Annotated in this window: 12 protein-coding genes, 2 tRNA genes and 1 pseudogene; 1 reads left to right on the top strand and 14 read right to left on the bottom strand. The window is 73.6% G+C overall.

From position 1 onward, the window contains the following. Nucleotides 1–4 precede the first annotated feature (4 nt). Nucleotides 5–247 carry a hypothetical protein gene (locus tag ACLJTM_RS22345; protein WP_411105455.1) on the top strand — a complete coding sequence of 81 codons (243 nt, stop codon included), beginning with the start codon at nt 5–7 and terminating at the stop codon, nt 245–247. 260 nt (nt 248–507) lie between these two features. Here ACLJTM_RS22345 and ACLJTM_RS22350 read toward each other — a convergent pair whose 3' ends face one another. The 14 genes and pseudogenes from ACLJTM_RS22350 to ACLJTM_RS22415 all read right to left on the bottom strand — a co-directional run bounded on the left by ACLJTM_RS22350 (nt 508) and on the right by ACLJTM_RS22415 (nt 14,928). After that, nucleotides 508–1,389: a YceI family protein gene (locus ACLJTM_RS22350; protein ID WP_411105456.1), complete on the bottom strand. Its 882-nt coding sequence runs from the start codon at nt 1,387–1,389 to the stop codon at nt 508–510. Between the two features lie 133 nt (nt 1,390–1,522). Continuing rightward, nucleotides 1,523–3,898, bottom strand: a pseudogene (locus tag ACLJTM_RS22355) (ComEC/Rec2 family competence protein); the annotation flags it as partial. Next, nucleotides 3,895–5,052: a helix-hairpin-helix domain-containing protein gene (locus ACLJTM_RS22360; RefSeq protein ID WP_411105457.1), complete on the bottom strand. Its 1,158-nt coding sequence runs from the start codon at nt 5,050–5,052 to the stop codon at nt 3,895–3,897. The gene ACLJTM_RS22360 and the pseudogene ACLJTM_RS22355, both read right to left, overlap by 4 nt. A gap of 190 nt (nt 5,053–5,242) precedes the next feature. Then, nucleotides 5,243–6,088: a DegV family protein gene (locus ACLJTM_RS22365; protein WP_411105458.1), complete on the bottom strand. Its 846-nt coding sequence runs from the start codon at nt 6,086–6,088 to the stop codon at nt 5,243–5,245. A gap of 102 nt (nt 6,089–6,190) precedes the next feature. Beyond that, nucleotides 6,191–6,955: a hypothetical protein gene (locus tag ACLJTM_RS22370; RefSeq protein WP_411105459.1), complete on the bottom strand. Its 765-nt coding sequence runs from the start codon at nt 6,953–6,955 to the stop codon at nt 6,191–6,193. Nucleotides 6,956–7,105: 150 nt separating this feature from the next. Continuing rightward, a complete protein-coding gene (leuS, locus tag ACLJTM_RS22375) occupies nt 7,106–9,973 on the bottom strand; it encodes a leucine--tRNA ligase (protein ID WP_411105460.1) in 2,868 nt (955 codons plus the stop codon). A 254-nt stretch (nt 9,974–10,227) separates the two neighbouring features. Continuing rightward, nucleotides 10,228–10,300, bottom strand: a tRNA-Ala gene (locus ACLJTM_RS22380). A gap of 131 nt (nt 10,301–10,431) precedes the next feature. Continuing rightward, nucleotides 10,432–10,665, bottom strand: coding sequence for a hypothetical protein (locus ACLJTM_RS22385; RefSeq protein WP_411105461.1), 234 nt, complete (start codon nt 10,663–10,665; stop codon nt 10,432–10,434). A gap of 143 nt (nt 10,666–10,808) precedes the next feature. Continuing rightward, nucleotides 10,809–10,881 (bottom strand) — tRNA-Ala (locus ACLJTM_RS22390). A 111-nt stretch (nt 10,882–10,992) separates the two neighbouring features. Beyond that, the gene (locus ACLJTM_RS22395; protein ID WP_411105788.1) at nt 10,993–11,649 is read right to left on the bottom strand and encodes a histidine phosphatase family protein; all 657 of its coding nucleotides are present in this window, start codon (nt 11,647–11,649) and stop codon (nt 10,993–10,995) included. Further along, nucleotides 11,646–12,092 (bottom strand): ribosome silencing factor, encoded by a 447-nt coding sequence (gene rsfS, locus ACLJTM_RS22400; protein WP_411105462.1) that lies wholly within the window; start codon nt 12,090–12,092, stop codon nt 11,646–11,648. Before rsfS ends, ACLJTM_RS22395 begins: the two co-directional genes overlap by 4 nt. A 140-nt stretch (nt 12,093–12,232) precedes the next feature. Continuing rightward, a complete protein-coding gene (locus ACLJTM_RS22405; protein ID WP_411105463.1) occupies nt 12,233–14,059 on the bottom strand; it encodes a LytR C-terminal domain-containing protein in 1,827 nt (608 codons plus the stop codon). Between the two features lie 24 nt (nt 14,060–14,083). Continuing rightward, nucleotides 14,084–14,701, bottom strand: a complete 618-nt coding sequence (gene nadD, locus ACLJTM_RS22410) for a nicotinate-nucleotide adenylyltransferase (protein WP_411105464.1) — start codon at nt 14,699–14,701, stop codon at nt 14,084–14,086. Between the two features lie 59 nt (nt 14,702–14,760). Continuing rightward, the gene (locus ACLJTM_RS22415) at nt 14,761–14,928 is read right to left on the bottom strand and encodes a hypothetical protein (protein ID WP_411105465.1); all 168 of its coding nucleotides are present in this window, start codon (nt 14,926–14,928) and stop codon (nt 14,761–14,763) included. Between the last annotated feature and the right edge of the window lie 11 nt (nt 14,929–14,939).

Consider the following 14,939-nt stretch of genomic DNA (forward strand, 5'->3'; position numbering starts at 1 on the left):
TCCGGTGAACGTGCGACATGTACTCGTCCTGCCCGACCGCGACGCCGCCGAGGAGGTGGCGCAGGAGGCGGTGGACCGCTTCGGGCTCCCTGAGGAACCGCAGTTGGTGCGCGATGCCCTGGCCGGCGAGGACGACGCCGAGGACGCCCAGTGGCTGGTCGTGGTGGAGGACCCGCAGGAGAAGCTCGACGCCGCGGTGCTGGACGGCCTCGCCGCCGCGCACGAGGGCTGGCTCGAAGCCCCGTAGGCCCCGTAGGCCCCGTAGGCCCCGTAGGCCCCGGCGCAGGAACCCGGCCGGGGCCGGGTTCCGAGCCGCGGCCCGGGCCCCCGACCGGATCTGGCCCAGGGCGTCTCTTTCGGATCGTGTCGGCTCCGCTCGGGTCGTCCGGTGCGGTGCCTCGCACGGCGGAGGGGCTCCCGTGTACGGGACGTAATCGGGAGCCCCGACAACGCGGCGAGGTGCCGTGCCGGGCCGGCCGGGCCTCGACACGATCCGGAAGAGGGGGCCTACGCCTTGTGCACGATCTGGACGTCCAGCGCCACTTCCACGCTCGAACCGATCGCCGCGATCCCGTGCGCCAGCACCGACTGCCAGTTCAAGGTGAAGTCCTCGCGCTGCAGTTCGGCGGTCGCCCGGCAGGCCGCCCGGGGCTCGCCCTCCATGCCGGTGCCCAGCCCCAGGTACTCGGTGTCCAGGGTCACCGAGCGGCTGACGCCGTGGAGGGTGAGGGCGCCCGCGACGGCCCAGCGGCTGCCGCTGCGGTGGATGAACCGCTCGCTGTAGAACTCCACCGTCGGATGCCGGGCGGCGTCCAGGAAGTCGGCGGACCGCAGGTGGTCGTCCCGCAGCCGCGAACCGGTGTCGATGCTCGCCGCATCGATGATCACGTGCATGGAGGAGTCCTCCATGCGCTCGGCTATCCGCACCGCCCCGGCGAAGGTGCCGAACCGCCCACGGATCTTCGCGAAGCCGATGTGCCGGGCGGAGAACGCGATGGAGCAGTGGGCCGGGTCGAGCTCCCAGTGGCCCGGCTGGGGCAGCAGCGGCGGCTCCACCGCATCGAGGATGATCTCGCCCGTGCCCGGCTGCGCCGGGTCCCCCACGAGCGTCGCCCCGTGGAACGGCGCGTACCCCTCGGCCGTGACGGTGAGCCGGTACTCGCCCTCCGGTACGGCTGCCGTGAACCCGCCGTACGGGTCGGTCTCCCCGCTGACGATCCGGCGGCCGATCGGATCGGTCACCTCGAACGTCGCCAGCCTGACCGGCTGGTGGACGGTGTCGAGGACCCGGCAGCTGAGCAGCCGCGCCGTCGGCGGCAGCGTCAGGGTCGCGGATGTGTGCGGGCTGGAACTTCCGTTGGAATCCAGCCCCCGTCGGCGACTGAACATGACTGGTGCACCCCCGTGCTGTGTGGTCGTGTGCCGCTGTGGCGACGACGAATTCGATCATGCTGTCGGGTTGCGGGCAAACAGAGTGGTCGCGCCCGGTATGCCCGGGACGGGTCCGTCGCCGCCTGGCTGGAACTGCTCGCAGTCGCGGACCGGTTCCGGTGACGGCGACCGCACCGTCGGTGTCGGTCCTCAGTACGGTCGCTCCCAACGCCCGCAGCTGTGCGAGCGTACCGGGTGCGGGGTGCCCGTAGCGGTTTCCGGCACCGACCGGGACGATCGCGAGGCGTGGCCGGATCCTTTCGTACAGGGTGGGCTCCTGATGGGCGGAGCCGTGGTGGGCGACCTTCACCACGTCCACCGGCTCCCAGTGCGGGTACGCACGCAAGAGGGCTTGCTGCGCGGCGGGTTCGAGGTCGCCGAGGAGCAGCAGGGTCAGGCCCGCGGTGCGCACGAGGAGGGCGACGCTCGCGTCGTTGGGCCCCTCCGGCGGGGGCCCCTCCGGCGGGGGCCACAGCACCTGCCAGTCCACCGGTCCGGCCCGGCGCCGCTCTCCCTGTGCGGCCGCCACGACGGGAACCCCGGCGGCCCGCGCGGTCCGCCGCACGAACGCGGCCTGTGCGGCGGGCTCCTCGAACCCGGTGGTCTGAATCACACCCACGCTCCGGCCGCGCAGCACCCCGGTCAGGCCCGCCACGTGGTCGGCGTGGAAGTGCGTCAGCAGGAGCAGCGGCACCCGGCGTACGCCCAGCGCCCGCAGGCAGGCGTCCACCGGCCCGGGTTCCGGCCCGGTGTCCACCACCACGGCGGTGCCGGGGCCGAGGGCGAGGACGCCTGCGTCCCCCTGGCCCACGGCGCACTGGACGTAGCTCCAGTCGGGCGGGGGCCAGCCGGTGGCCGTACGGGTCAGCTGCGGCGGCCGCAGCACGGCCAGGAGCAGCAGCAGGGCCAGGCAGCAGACCACCCACCGCCGCCGTGCGAGGCGGGTCCCGAGGGCTACGAGGACCAGCGTGGCCGCGGCCAGCAGCGCCCCGCCCACGGCTCCGCCCGGCCAGGGCAGCTCGGCGCCCGGCAGCCGCGCCCCGGCCCGGGCCACGGCGGCGATCCACCCGGCGGGCACCCCCGCACACCAGGCGAGCAGTTTCGCGGCCGGCATCCACAGCGGGGCCGCCGCGAGCGAGGCGAAGCCCAGCACGGTCGCGGGGGCGGCCGCCAGTTCGGCCAGCAGGTTGCAGGGCACCGCCACCAGGCTGATCCGGGACGAGAGCGCGGCGACCACGGGCGCGCACACCGCCTGGGCGGCAGCGGCGGCTCCGAGCGCCTCGGCGAACCGGGGCCGCATCCCGCGTCGGCGCAGGGCCCCGCTCCACCGCGGAGCCAGGGTGAGCAGGGCGCCGGTGGCCAGGACGGAGAGCAGGAAGCCGGGGCTGCGGGCCAGCCACGGGTCGTGGAGCACCAGCAGCAGGACGGCGGCGGCCAGTGCGGGGACCAGGGACCTGCGGCGTCCGGTGGCGAGGGCCAGCAGGGTGACCGCCCCGCAGGCGGCGGCCCGCAGGACGCTGGGCTCGGGCCGGCACACCACCACGAACGCCAGCGTCAGCGCGGCCCCGCACAGGGCGGTCGACCGGAGGGAGAGGCCCAGGCGCGGTGCGAGCCCGCCCCGCTCGGCCTGCTGGGCGCGGGCCGGGGCCCCGATGAGCAGGAAGAGCACCACGGTCAGGTTGGACCCGGACACGGCCAGCAGGTGGAGCAGGTCGGTGGCCCGGAAGGCCTCGTGCAGGTCGGGCGGGACCCTGGAGGTGTCTCCGACGACCAGCCCCGGCAACAGGGCCCCGGCATCCGGTGCGAGGCCCGCGGTGGCCTCCCGCAGCCCGGCCCGCAGCCGCCCGGCCAGGCGCTGCTCCAGGCCGGGGCCCCCGGTCACCCTCGGCGGCGTGTCCGCGGCCGGGCGCAGCAGCGCCACGGCCCGTTCCCCGGCCCGGCCCGGGCTCAGCCGGGCGACGGCGGACACCCGCGTCGAGGGCAGCAGCCGGGCCCAGTCCTGCTGCCCGGCCAGCACCCGCACGGGAGTGGCGACCCGGGTCCGTGTGCCGTCGGGCCCGGTCACGCCGGTGACCAGGGCGTCCAGCGCCACCACGGGCGGCCCGGCCCCCTTCGCGGTGACCCGCGGATCGGAGGCGACGGTGAACTCCGCGAGCACGCGGGCGTGTTCGGCCGCCAGTCCCACGACCGGCCCGGCCCGCGCCTCGGCCCGCTGGAGTCCCGCGACCCCGGCTCCGGCCGCCGCGCACAGCAGGGCGGCCGCGGCGGCGGCCCCGATCCGCCGGTGCAGGCCGGGCCACCGCCACCCGGCCAGGAGCAGCAGCCCCGCCCCGGCCGCCCCGAGGGCCGCCCCGGCGGCGCTCCAGCGGGCCGGCGCGTCCAGGGCGAGGGCGGCCGCCGCCCAGGCGGCCGCGGCGGGCACGGCGAGCCGCAGGTCCACCGGCCCCGGGCGTTCGGGCCCGGTCACGGCCGCACCCGGGTGCGCAGGTCGGCGAAGCGCCGTTCGCCGATGCCGTCGACCTGGCGGAGCTCCTCCACGGAACGGAAACCACCGCGGGCGGTGCGGAAGTCCACGATGTGCTGCGCCAGGACCGGCCCCACCCCCGGCAGCCCGTCCAGTTGCTCGACCGTGGCCGAGCCCAGACTGATCGGGCCCGGCTGCGGGCCGGCGGCGGGGGCCGCCGCACCCGGCGGGGTCTGCGCCGGGACGCCCACCAGCACCTGTTCGCCGTCCGTCAGCACCCGGGCCCGGTTCAGCCCGGTGGTGTCGGTGCCCGGCCGCACTCCCCCGGCGGCGGCCAGCGCGTCCTCCACCCGGGAGCCGGCGGGCAGCCGTCGCACCCCCGGGTCGCGGACCTTGCCGCCGACGTCGACCACGATCCGCGCCGGGGGCCCCTGCGCCGTGCCGGGCAGCGCGGCCGTCCCGTCGGATGCGGGCCCCGGCGGCGGGGCGCCGGCCGGCGCGGGTCCGGGGGCGACCACGGCGGGCGCGGTGACGGCCTCCGGCCGGGCCGTCCAATAGTGCTGCGCGGCGAAGCCGAGGCCGACGAGCAGGACCACCGCCACGGCGCCCACGGCGCGCGCCTCGACGCCGCAGCGGGCCTGGAGCCACAGCGGCAGCCGATCCCGCACGGCGGAAGCCCAGGCACCCGCGGGGACCGGCCCAGGCGCCTCCGCGGTCGCAGCACCGGTCACCCCGACGGGCACCGCCGCCCGCCCCGCAGGCGCCTCCCCCACATCGACAGCCGGCCCTGCCGCCGGGCCGGCGGGCCCCGTCGTCCGGCCGGCCACCTCCCGATCTGCCGGCTCCCGGCCGGCCACCTCCCGACCTGCCGGCTCCCGGCCGGCCACATCCCGGTCTGCCACCTCACGGTCGACCCGCGCCACCCCCGCCGCCGGCCCCAGGGGCCCCACGGGGCCCACGGGCTGCACCGTCCGCGGCGGGCTGCTGCCGCCCAGCAGGGCCTCGGCTCTGCGGCGCAGCGCGGCCGGTTCCGGATGCGCGGTCCTGCGGGCGCCGGCGCGGTGGCGCAGGCGGCGCTCGAAGGGCCGGGGACGGCCGGGGCCGCTGGTGGCTCCCGAGGTGCGGAAGAGGTGCGGGCTGCGTGCGTGAAGAGTCATGCCCCGACGGTAGGGGCACCTCGCGAAATCCGTTCGGAGCCGCCGATTCCGGTGGATGACAGGCCCGTTGTGGACAACCCGGCCACTCGTTCCGGTGACTCTGCGCGTCGGGGATGCGGTGATCGCGGACCGCAGACCTCCGGCCGCCGGTCGCCGCCGCCGATGCCTGATCGCTGTTGCTGATCCGTGATCAGCGCGGTGCCACGACCGCCGCCAGCAGTCCCGGTCCGGTGTGCGCGCCGATCACCGCGCCGACCTCGCTGACGTGCAGCTCGACCAGGCCGGGCAGGCGTTCGCGGAGCCGCTGGGCGAGCTTCTCGGCCCGCTCGGGAGCCGCCAGGTGGTGCACCGCCACGTCCACCGGCCCCGATCCGGCCCGCTCGACCGCCAGCTCTTCGAGGCGGGCGATGGCCTTGGAGGCCGTACGCACCTTCTCCAGCATCTCGATCCGCCCTCCCTCCAGCGTCAGCAGGGGCTTGACGGCCAGTGCCGAGCCGAGGAGGGCCTGCGCGGCGCCGATCCGGCCGCCCCGGCGGAGGTAGTCGAGGGTGTCGACGTAGAAGTAGGCGGACATGTCCACGGCCCGCTTCTCCGCGGCGGCCACGGCCTCGGCGGCGGTACCGCCCGCCTCGGCCGCCTCGGCGGCGGCGAGGGCGCAGAAGCCGAGGGCCATCGCGACCATGCCGGTGTCCACGACGTGCACCGGGACGGTGGCCGTCCTGGCGGCGACGACCGCTGAGTCGTAGGTCCCGGAGAACTCGGCGGACAGGTGCAGGCTGACGATGTCGGTCGCCCCGGCCTCCGCCGCGGCCCGGTAGGCCCGGACGAACTCCTCGGGGCCGGGGCGCGAGGTGGTGACCGAGCGGCGCTTCTGCAGCGCGACGGCGAGGCTGCGCGCCGAGATCTCGGAGCCTTCCACCAGGGCCTCGCCGCCCACCACCACGGTGAGCGGGACGGAGCTGATTCCGTGCCGCGCCAGGGCCGGTTGTGGCAGGTAGGCCGTGGAATCGGTGACGATCGCGACATGGCGGGACATGAGCCGGAGGTTACCGCCAGTGGGGCCCGGACGGCAGCCCGGGGCCTATCACCAGGGCCGATGTCCGCTCCGGCGCCGCGGGCGCCCAGGCCGCGGCCGCCCTCAGGTGGTGCTCTCCGGGCGGCGCGTCTTGTGCCAGGGGTAGGCGGGCGCCGGGGCCGCCGGGTCGAGCGCCGCCTGCCGGGGGCCCGCGGCCCGTGCGTCGGGCGCCTGCGCGGCCGTCGGCCCCTGGCCGGCAGCCGTTCCGGCATGCGCACCGGGCCCGGCCCCCTGTGCGGCGTCCCAGGCTGCGGCCGCAGCCGCCAGGTCGTCCACCGATTCCCGCGACCAGTCCCGCAGCGCACCGGACTCGACTTCGATCTGGGCCGACAGGGAGGCCAGGTCGTCGTCGGCGAAGCGCCGGGCCCGGTCCCGGGCCGCCCACCGCAGCGAGTCCGCGGCCTGCGTGATCCTCGCCGTGCGCTCCCGCAGGTCGGGGAGGCTGTCGGCGATCCGCCGGCGGTCCGGCTCCTGCTCCAGGTGCTTCAGCTCGTCGTCCAGTTCGTGCCCGTGCGCGCTCAGCCGCTCGAAGAGCTGTACGGACTCCTTCAGCGAAGCGTCCGTCCGGACCCCCTGGTGCAGCGCGTGCTGCGTGGTCCTCATGGAGGTCCGCAGGTCGATGCGCAGCTGCGCGAGCGCGCCCGCGACCCCGACCTGGCCGAGGCTCTTGGCCCGCAGGGCGGTGTCCTCCACGGTACGGCGGGCCTGCGTGATCGTGCGGTCCACGCCGCGCTTGGCCGCCCCCACCACCTTGACGGTCGCGTACACGCCCAGCCCCAGGAAGGTGAAAAGCACCATCAGCGCGAAGATGATCAACGCGGCCTCCATGAGTGTCCCTTCCCCGGTCCGCAGACAGCTGTCCTTGTGTTCCCTTCCACCGTAAACGCACCGGGCAGGCCGGGGGTTCCGATCGAACCCCCAACCTGCCCGTACGGGATGTCCCTCATGCCCCGCCCGCCACGGCGGGGAGGGGGCGCCTCAGATGACGATGTTGACCAGCTTCGGTGCGCGCACGATCACCTTGCGGATCTCCGCACCGCCCAGGGCCGCGACCACGCCCGCGTCGGCCGTCGCCAGCTGCTCCAGCTCCGCGTCGGAGATCGTCGGCGGCACCTCCAGGCGCGCCTTGACCTTGCCCTTGACCTGCACCACGCACGTCACGGTCTCGTCGACGACGTACGCCGGGTCAGCCACCGGGAAGTCCTGGTGCACCACCGAGTCCTCGTGCCCCAGCCGGTGCCACAGCTCCTCGGCGATGTGCGGGGCCAGCGGGGCCACCAGCAGCACCAGCCGCTCCGCGACGGAGCGCTCCAGCGGGCGGCCCGCCTTCGTCAGGAAGTTGTTCAGCTCGGTGATCTTGGCGATGGCGGTGTTGAAGCGCAGCCCCGCCAGGTCTCCGCCCGCGCCGTCGATCGCCTTGTGCAGGGCGCGCAGGGTGTCCTCGGCGGGCTCGCCGTCGACGACGGTGACCTTGCCGGTCTCCTCGTCCACGATGTTGCGCCACAGGCGCTGCAGCAGCCGGTACTGGCCGACGACCGCGCGGGTGTCCCAGGGACGGGAGACGTCCAGCGGGCCCATCGCCATCTCGTACAGGCGCAGGGTGTCGGCGCCGTACTCCTCGCAGATCTCGTCCGGCGTGACGGCGTTCTTCAGGGACTTGCCCATCTTGCCGTGCTCGCGCTTGACGGGCTCGCCCTGGTGGAAGTAGCCGCCGTCGCGCTCCTCGACCTCGGCCGCCGGCACGTACACGCCGCGCGCGTCGGTGTAGGCGTACGCCTGGATCATGCCCTGGTTGAAGAGCTTGTGGAACGGCTCGGCGGAGGAGACGTGGCCCAGGTCGAACAGCACCTTGGACCAGAACCGGGCGTACAGCAGGTGCAGCACGGCGTGCTCGGCGCCGCCGACGTACAGGTCCACGCCGCCGTGCGGTGCGTTCTCGCTCGGTCCCATCCAGTACTGCTCGATCGCCGGGTCGACCAGTGCCCGGGAGTTGTGGGGGTCCAGGTAGCGCAGTTCGTACCAGCAGGAACCCGCCCAGTTGGGCATGGTGTTGGTCTCACGGCGGTAGCGCTTGACGCCGTCGCCCAGGTCCAGCTCGACGTTGACCCAGTCCTCGTTGCGCGACAGCGGGGTCTCGGGCTTCGATGCGGCGTCGTCCGGCGCGAAGGTGCGCGGGCTGTAGTCCTCGACCTCCGGCAGCTCCAGCGGCAGCATCGACTCGGGCAGCGGGTGCGCGACGCCGTCCTCGCCGTAGACGATCGGGAAGGGCTCGCCCCAGTAGCGCTGCCGGCTGAACAGCCAGTCGCGCAGACGGAAGTTGACCGTTCCCTCGCCGATGCCGCGGGCGGCCAGCCACTCGGTGACGGCGGCCTTGGCCTCGACGACGCCCAGCCCGTCCAGGGAGATGCCCTCGCCCGCGGAGTCGACCAGCTTCGCGTCGTACGAGACGAACGCGTCGTCCCACTCGGCCGGGTCGGTGCCGCGGCCGTCGGTGGGCTCCACGACGCAGCGCATCGGCAGCTCGAAGGCGCGCGCGAAGGCGAAGTCGCGGCTGTCGTGTGCGGGAACGGCCATGATCGCGCCGGTGCCGTAGCCCATCAGCACGTAGTCGGCGATGAAGACGGGGACCGGCTCACCGCTGACCGGGTTGGTCGCGTACGCGCCGGTGAAGACGCCGGTCTTGTCCTTGGCATCGGCCTGCCGCTCGACGTCCGACTTGGAGGCGGCCTGCTTGCGGTACTCGTTCACGGCCTCGGCCGGGGTGGCGTGGCCGCCGGTCCACACGGGGTGGGTGCCCTCGGGCCACTGCGCGGGGACGATCGAGGAGACCAGCTCGTGCTCGGGCGCCAGCACCATGTAGGTGGCGCCGAACAGGGTGTCCGGGCGGGTGGTGAAGACGGTGATCGCACCGCTGCCGCCGACCGCGAAGTCGACGCGGGCGCCCTCGCTGCGGCCGATCCAGTTGCGCTGCTGCAGCTTGATGGCCTCGGGCCAGTCCAGCGCGTCCAGGTCGTCCAGCAGCCGATCGGCGTACGCGGTGATCCGCATGTTCCACTGGCTCAGCTTGGACTTGAAGACCGGGAAGTTGCCGCGCTCGGAGCGTCCGTCGGCGGTGACCTCCTCGTTGGCCAGGACGGTGCCCAGCCCGGGGCACCAGTTCACGGGCGCGTCGGAGGCGTAGGCCAGCCGGAACCCGTTCAGCACCTCGGCGCGCGCGGCGGGGTCCAGGGCGCCCCAGGCGCGGCCGCCGGGCACCTCACGGGAGCCGTCCTCGAAGGCGGCGACCAGCTCGGCGATCGGGCGGGCCCGGCCGGCCCCGGTGTCGTACCAGGAGTTGTAGATCTGCAGGAAGATCCACTGGGTCCACTTGTAGTACTCGGGGTCGATCGTCGCGAACGACCGGCGCTTGTCGTGGCCGAGGCCCAGGCGGCGCAGCTGGACCTTCATGTTCTCGATGTTCGCCTCGGTGGACACCCGCGGGTGCGTGCCGGTCTGCACGGCGTACTGCTCGGCGGGCAGGCCGAAGGCGTCGAAGCCCAGGGTGTGCAGGACATTGTGACCGGTCATCCGCTGGTGCCGGGCGTACACGTCGGTGGCGATGTACCCGAGCGGGTGGCCGACGTGCAGGCCCGCACCGGAGGGGTACGGGAACATGTCCATGATGAACTTCTTGGGCCGTGCGACCACGGCGGGGTCTCCGGCCAGGTCACCGGCCGGGTTCGGGGCCTCGTAGGTGCCCTGCGCGTCCCATACGTCCTGCCAGCGAGCCTCGATGTCGGCGGCCATGGCAGCCGTGTAGCGGTGCGCCTCGGCCGCCTCGGGGGCCGGGGTGTTCGTCTCGCTCATGATTTCTGAAGCTCCATCGATCGTCTCTGCCGTCTCTGCCTGCCCAAACGAAAAAACCCCTCGCACAGGAGGGGGCGCCGCGCCGATGCCGACCGTCCGGGGTCGGTACTGATCAGCGCGGCTCGGTAAGCAGAAGGCGTACGGCACGCATGGCGTCAGGGTACCGCAGCGGTCCCCGCGGACGCTCGGACGTTCCGACCGGTGGGCACGACGAGAAGCGGGCCACCCGATCCGGGTGGCCCGCTTCCTCACTGTGGAGCTAAGGAGAATTGAACTCCTGACCTCCTGCATGCCATGCAGGCGCTCTACCAACTGAGCTATAGCCCCTTGCCCTGCCTGCCGCTTCGGTTCCCCTGGCCGGTTCCCCTTGGCGACGTCCCAAACATTACACGGTCATGGCCCTGGTCCAAAAATCGGTTTCCGCCGGGCCAGGGCCATGTCCGTTTCGGGTCGTCCTGTCACGCTCTCGCGAACTGGTAGAACCGCTTGAGCGTGCAGTGTTCGTCGAGGAGCCGGCCGTAGATCGGCTCCCCTTCCAGCTCGCGGTACGTCTCGATCGGGTCGCCCTTTATGATCAGCGCCCGTGCGCATTCCTCGCACCAGTACTGGTAGTCGGGGTTGACCGGGTCCATGTCCCGCACGATCGGCGTGCCGTTGTTGCACCAGTTGCACCGCCGCCGGTGTGCACCCATCCGTCAGCGACTCCCTCCCGCGTCGGGCCGTCGACTCCCCCTCCGGCCGTCCGATTCTGCCACGCCGGTGCGGGCTGGGTCAGCAAGCGCAAAGGGTACAAAAACAAGGATCCCGCCCCCTGTTGGGGACGGGATCCTGATTGTGGAGCTAAGGAGAATTGAACTCCTGACCTCCTGCATGCCATGCAGGCGCTCTACCAACTGAGCTATAGCCCCGCTCTCCGCTGCGCTGTCCCGTTTCCGGTGTTCTGCGCTGCGAACAAGAAGAACTCTAGCCTGTGGCCAGCCGGAAAGTGAAATCCGGGTGGCGGCCCCGCCGGGGGCTGCTCAGTCGTCGTCGCCGAGCACCGGTTCCGGCAGCGTGCCGGCGTTGTGCTCCATCAGCCGCCAGCCGCGGGCGCCCTCGCCGAGGACGGACCAGCAGCAGTTGGAGAGCCCGCCCAGGCCCTCCCAGTAGTACGAGTCCAGGCCCAGCAGGCGGCCGATGGTCGTACGGATGGTGCCGCCGTGGCTGACCACCACGAGCGTGCCGCCCGCAGGCAGCCGGTCGGCGTGCGCCAGCACGACCGGGGCGGCCCGGTCGGCGACCTCGGTCTCCAGCTCACCGCCGCCGCGGCGCACCGGTTCGCCGCGCTTCCACGCCCCGTACTGCTCGCCGTACTTCTCGAGGATCTCGTCGTGCGTCAGGCCCTGCCACTCGCCGGCGTACGTCTCGCGCAGCGCCTCGTCGTGCTCCACGTCCAGGCCTGTCACGGCGGCCAGCTCGGCGGCCGTGTCGGAGGCCCGCCGAAGGTCGGACGCGACGATGGCGTCCGGCTTCAGCGAGGCGAGCAGCCGGGCGGCGCGGCGCGCCTGCGCCACCCCGGTCTCGGTCAGCTCGATGTCCGTGGAGCCCTGGAAGCGCCGCTCCAGGTTCCACGCGGTCTGGCCGTGCCGCCAGAGGACGATCTTCCGGGGGGTCCTGCCCGTGTCGGTCGCGCTCAGAACAGATCACCGTCCAGCTCGTCGTCGCCGGCCGCCTCGCGCAGCGCGGCGTGCTCCTCGGCCTTGCCCTTGGTGAGCTTGGCGTCCTGGGGCAGGTCGATCTCGGGGCAGTCCTTCCACAGGCGCTCCAGCGCGTAGAAGACGCGCTCCTCGCTGTGCTGGACGTGGACGACGATGTCGACGTAGTCCAGCAGGATCCAGCGGGCGTCGCGGTCGCCCTCGCGGCGCACCGGCTTGGCGCCGAGCTCCTTGAGGAGGCGCTCCTCGATCTCGTCGACGATCGACTTGACCTGGCGGTCGTTGGGCGCCGAGGCGAGCAGGAAGGCGTCGGTGATCGACAGCACGTCGCTGACGTCGTACGCGATGATGTCGTGCGCGAGCCGGTCGGCCGCGGCCTGGGCGGCGGCGGTGATGAGCTCGATGGAGCGGTCCGTGGCGGTCACTGGCCATGCTTTCGGGTTGGCGGGCAGATCCTTACAAGGGTCTCATGTACCGCCGACCCCGCCCGCGCGGAACGGGCCGCGCGGACGGAAGTGCAGGTCAGGGCCCGGTGGCGCACCCTCTACGGCGGCCTGGACGGCCCTCAGGACCCCTTGTAGTCCTTGCCCAGGACCACCACGACGTCCGCGTTCACCGCGTTCTCGGCCTTCTTCACGGCGGTCTCGGGCAGCCCCAGCGTCTTGGCCACCTCGACGGCCCGGTCCCGCTGCGCGTCGTCCTGGTAGGTGATCTGCGAGGCGGCGGCCGTCTTGTCGGCCCTGCCCCCGTCGACGAAGGTGTAGCCGCCGTTGAGCAGCGCGGCCTTGGCCGCGCCCTGGGTCTTCGCGTCGCCGGTGGCGTCCCGCAGGCCGACCCGCGGTGCGGCGCCCGGCTGGGAGCTCTGGGCCTGGCCGCCCAGGACCTCCTTGACGACCGTCTTGTTGGCCTCGTCGGTGAGGGTGCCGTCCGGCTTCACCGCCAGGACGTCGGTGCGGTAGGCGCCCACCTTGGCGTGTTCGCCGAGGCGGGCCAGCAGGGCGCCGAGCGTCTGCGCGTTCAGTGCGGGGTCGAGGATCTGGCCCATGGTCTCGACGGTCACCGCCGCCGCCTTCGGGTCGGCGGGGACCTTGCGCAGCACGGCGTACAGCACCTTGCCGGTCCGCTCCAGCTGCTTGGCCTCGGGTTCGCCCTGGCCGCGGTGGGTGGCGTACGCGACGGCCATGGGGCCGCTGAGGCTCTGCTTGCGGCCCTGCGCCACGGCCGGGGACTTGGCTGCCTCGTCGGCCGGGACGGCCGTGTCGGTGTCGACCTCGATCCCGCCGACCAGCTCGACCAGGTTCTCCAGGAAGGGGGTGTCGAGCCGCCAGGTGCCGCCGATGCGGGTGCCGAGGACCGCGTCGAGGGACTCGCGGGTGCCGAGGCCGCCGTCCTCGACCGCCTTGCCGAGCCCGGTGGGTGCGCCGTCCGTGCCGGGGACGGCCAGGGTGTTGGGCAGCAGGACGGTGGCGCCCTGCGCGGCGGTGACGTTGTCGACGAGCAGCGCCGTGGAGGTGCCGCCCTTCTTGGTGTGGTGCAGGTGGACGACGATCATGTCCCGCTTCTGGGCGCCGGCCGCGTCGCCCGCCGCGGCCTTCTTCTGCCCGGGGCCGCCCACGAAGGGCAGCTTGTCCGCGTACCAGAGGTAGCCGAGGCCGCCGGCGACGAACAGGGCGAGGACGACGATCAGCGCCACCACCCGGTGACGGCCGCGGCGGCGGGCCTCCTCACGGCGCTCGGTGCGGCTCTCGGTGAACTTGAGCCAGTCGATGACGTCGTCGGAGTCCTCGTCCGGCTGGTCGATGAAGGCGAACATCTCGGTGCGGTAGTCCCGGTCCGCTCCGTCCCCGGCCGCGCCGCCCGCACCGGGCCCGGCGTCGGGCCGGCGCGGCTCGGGGACCTGCGGGGCCTGCGGCGCGGCGGCAGGCGCCTCGGGTTCCGGGGCGGCCTGCTGCGGGATCCACTGGGCCTGCTGCGTGTCGTACCCGTGGGAGGGGGAACCGGGTTCCGCATACCGGTGCTGCCGGTCGTGGTCCTGGGCCGCGGGCTGCGGCGGCTGGTACGGCTGCCGGCCGCCGTAGGCCTGGTCCTCGTAGGTCCGGCCGCCGTAGGCCTGGTCCTCGTGGGTCCGGCCGCCGTAGGCCTGGTCGTCGTAGGCCTGGTTCTCGTACCCCTGGTTCCCGGGGGCGTGGCCGTAGCCGTACTGCTGCTCGTACGGGGTGACGGGCTGCTGCCCGTACTGCTGCGGGACGGGGGGTCCTGGGTGGGCGGGCCGCGCGGGCGCCTGGCCGTACAGCGGGCGTCCGTACGCGTCGTAGCCGATGAGCTGCTGCTCCTGGCCGGCGTACGGGTCGTACGGGTCGTACGGCTCGTACGGCTCCTGTCGGTCGTTCACCGCGGGGCCCCTCTCTCCGGAAGCTCAGGCTCCCCGGTACAGCTCACGCTTGTCGATGTAGCGCACCACGCCGTCCGGCACCAGGTACCAGACGGGATCGCCCTTGCCCACCCGTGCGCGGCAGTCCGTGGACGAGATGGCCAGCGCGGGCACCTCGACCAGCGAGACCCCGCCCTCGGGCAGTCCGTCGTCGGTGAGCACGTGGCCGGGCCGGGTGACGCCGACGAAATGGGCCAGGGAGAACAGCTCGTCGGCGTTGCGCCAGGTCAGGATCTGGGCCAGGGCGTCGGCGCCGGTGATGAAGAACAGGTCGGCGTCGTCGTTCAGCGCCGCCAGGTCCCGCAGGGTGTCGATCGTGTACGTCGGTCCGCCGCGGTCGATGTCGATGCGGCTCACCGAGAACTGGGGGTTCGAAGCGGTGGCGATGACCGTCATCAGGTAGCGGTCCTCGGCGGGCGACACGGCCCGCTGCGACTTCTGCCACGGCTCACCGGTCGGTACGAAGACCACCTCGTCGAGGTGGAAAAGGGCGGCCACCTCGCTGGCGGCCACCAGGTGTCCGTGGTGGATCGGATCGAACGTCCCGCCCATCACGCCGAGCCGGCGCTTGACCGGGCCGGTAGGCACTTCCTGCTCTCCCATGAGCGCAGAGCCTACTGGCCCGGTGGAGCGGTCCGGCTCCGCACGGGGGCGCGGGCCTTCTAGCGGTCGCGGTTCAGGCGCGTGGTCACCCAGAGCATCAGCAGGAGGATGAACAACGCGCCGCCACCGGTCAGGTAGGGGTTCAGGCTGTCGTGGGTGCCGCCGTGCTGCTCGGCCCCCTCCGAGGCGAGGACGACCAGGTTGTGGGCGGTGGAGGAGAGGCTCATCAGGCAGGCAC

Origin of the sequence: Streptomyces sp. cmx-4-9 (genome assembly GCF_046548835.1) — a bacterium.
Taxonomy (GTDB): Bacteria; Actinomycetota; Actinomycetes; order Streptomycetales; family Streptomycetaceae; genus Streptomyces.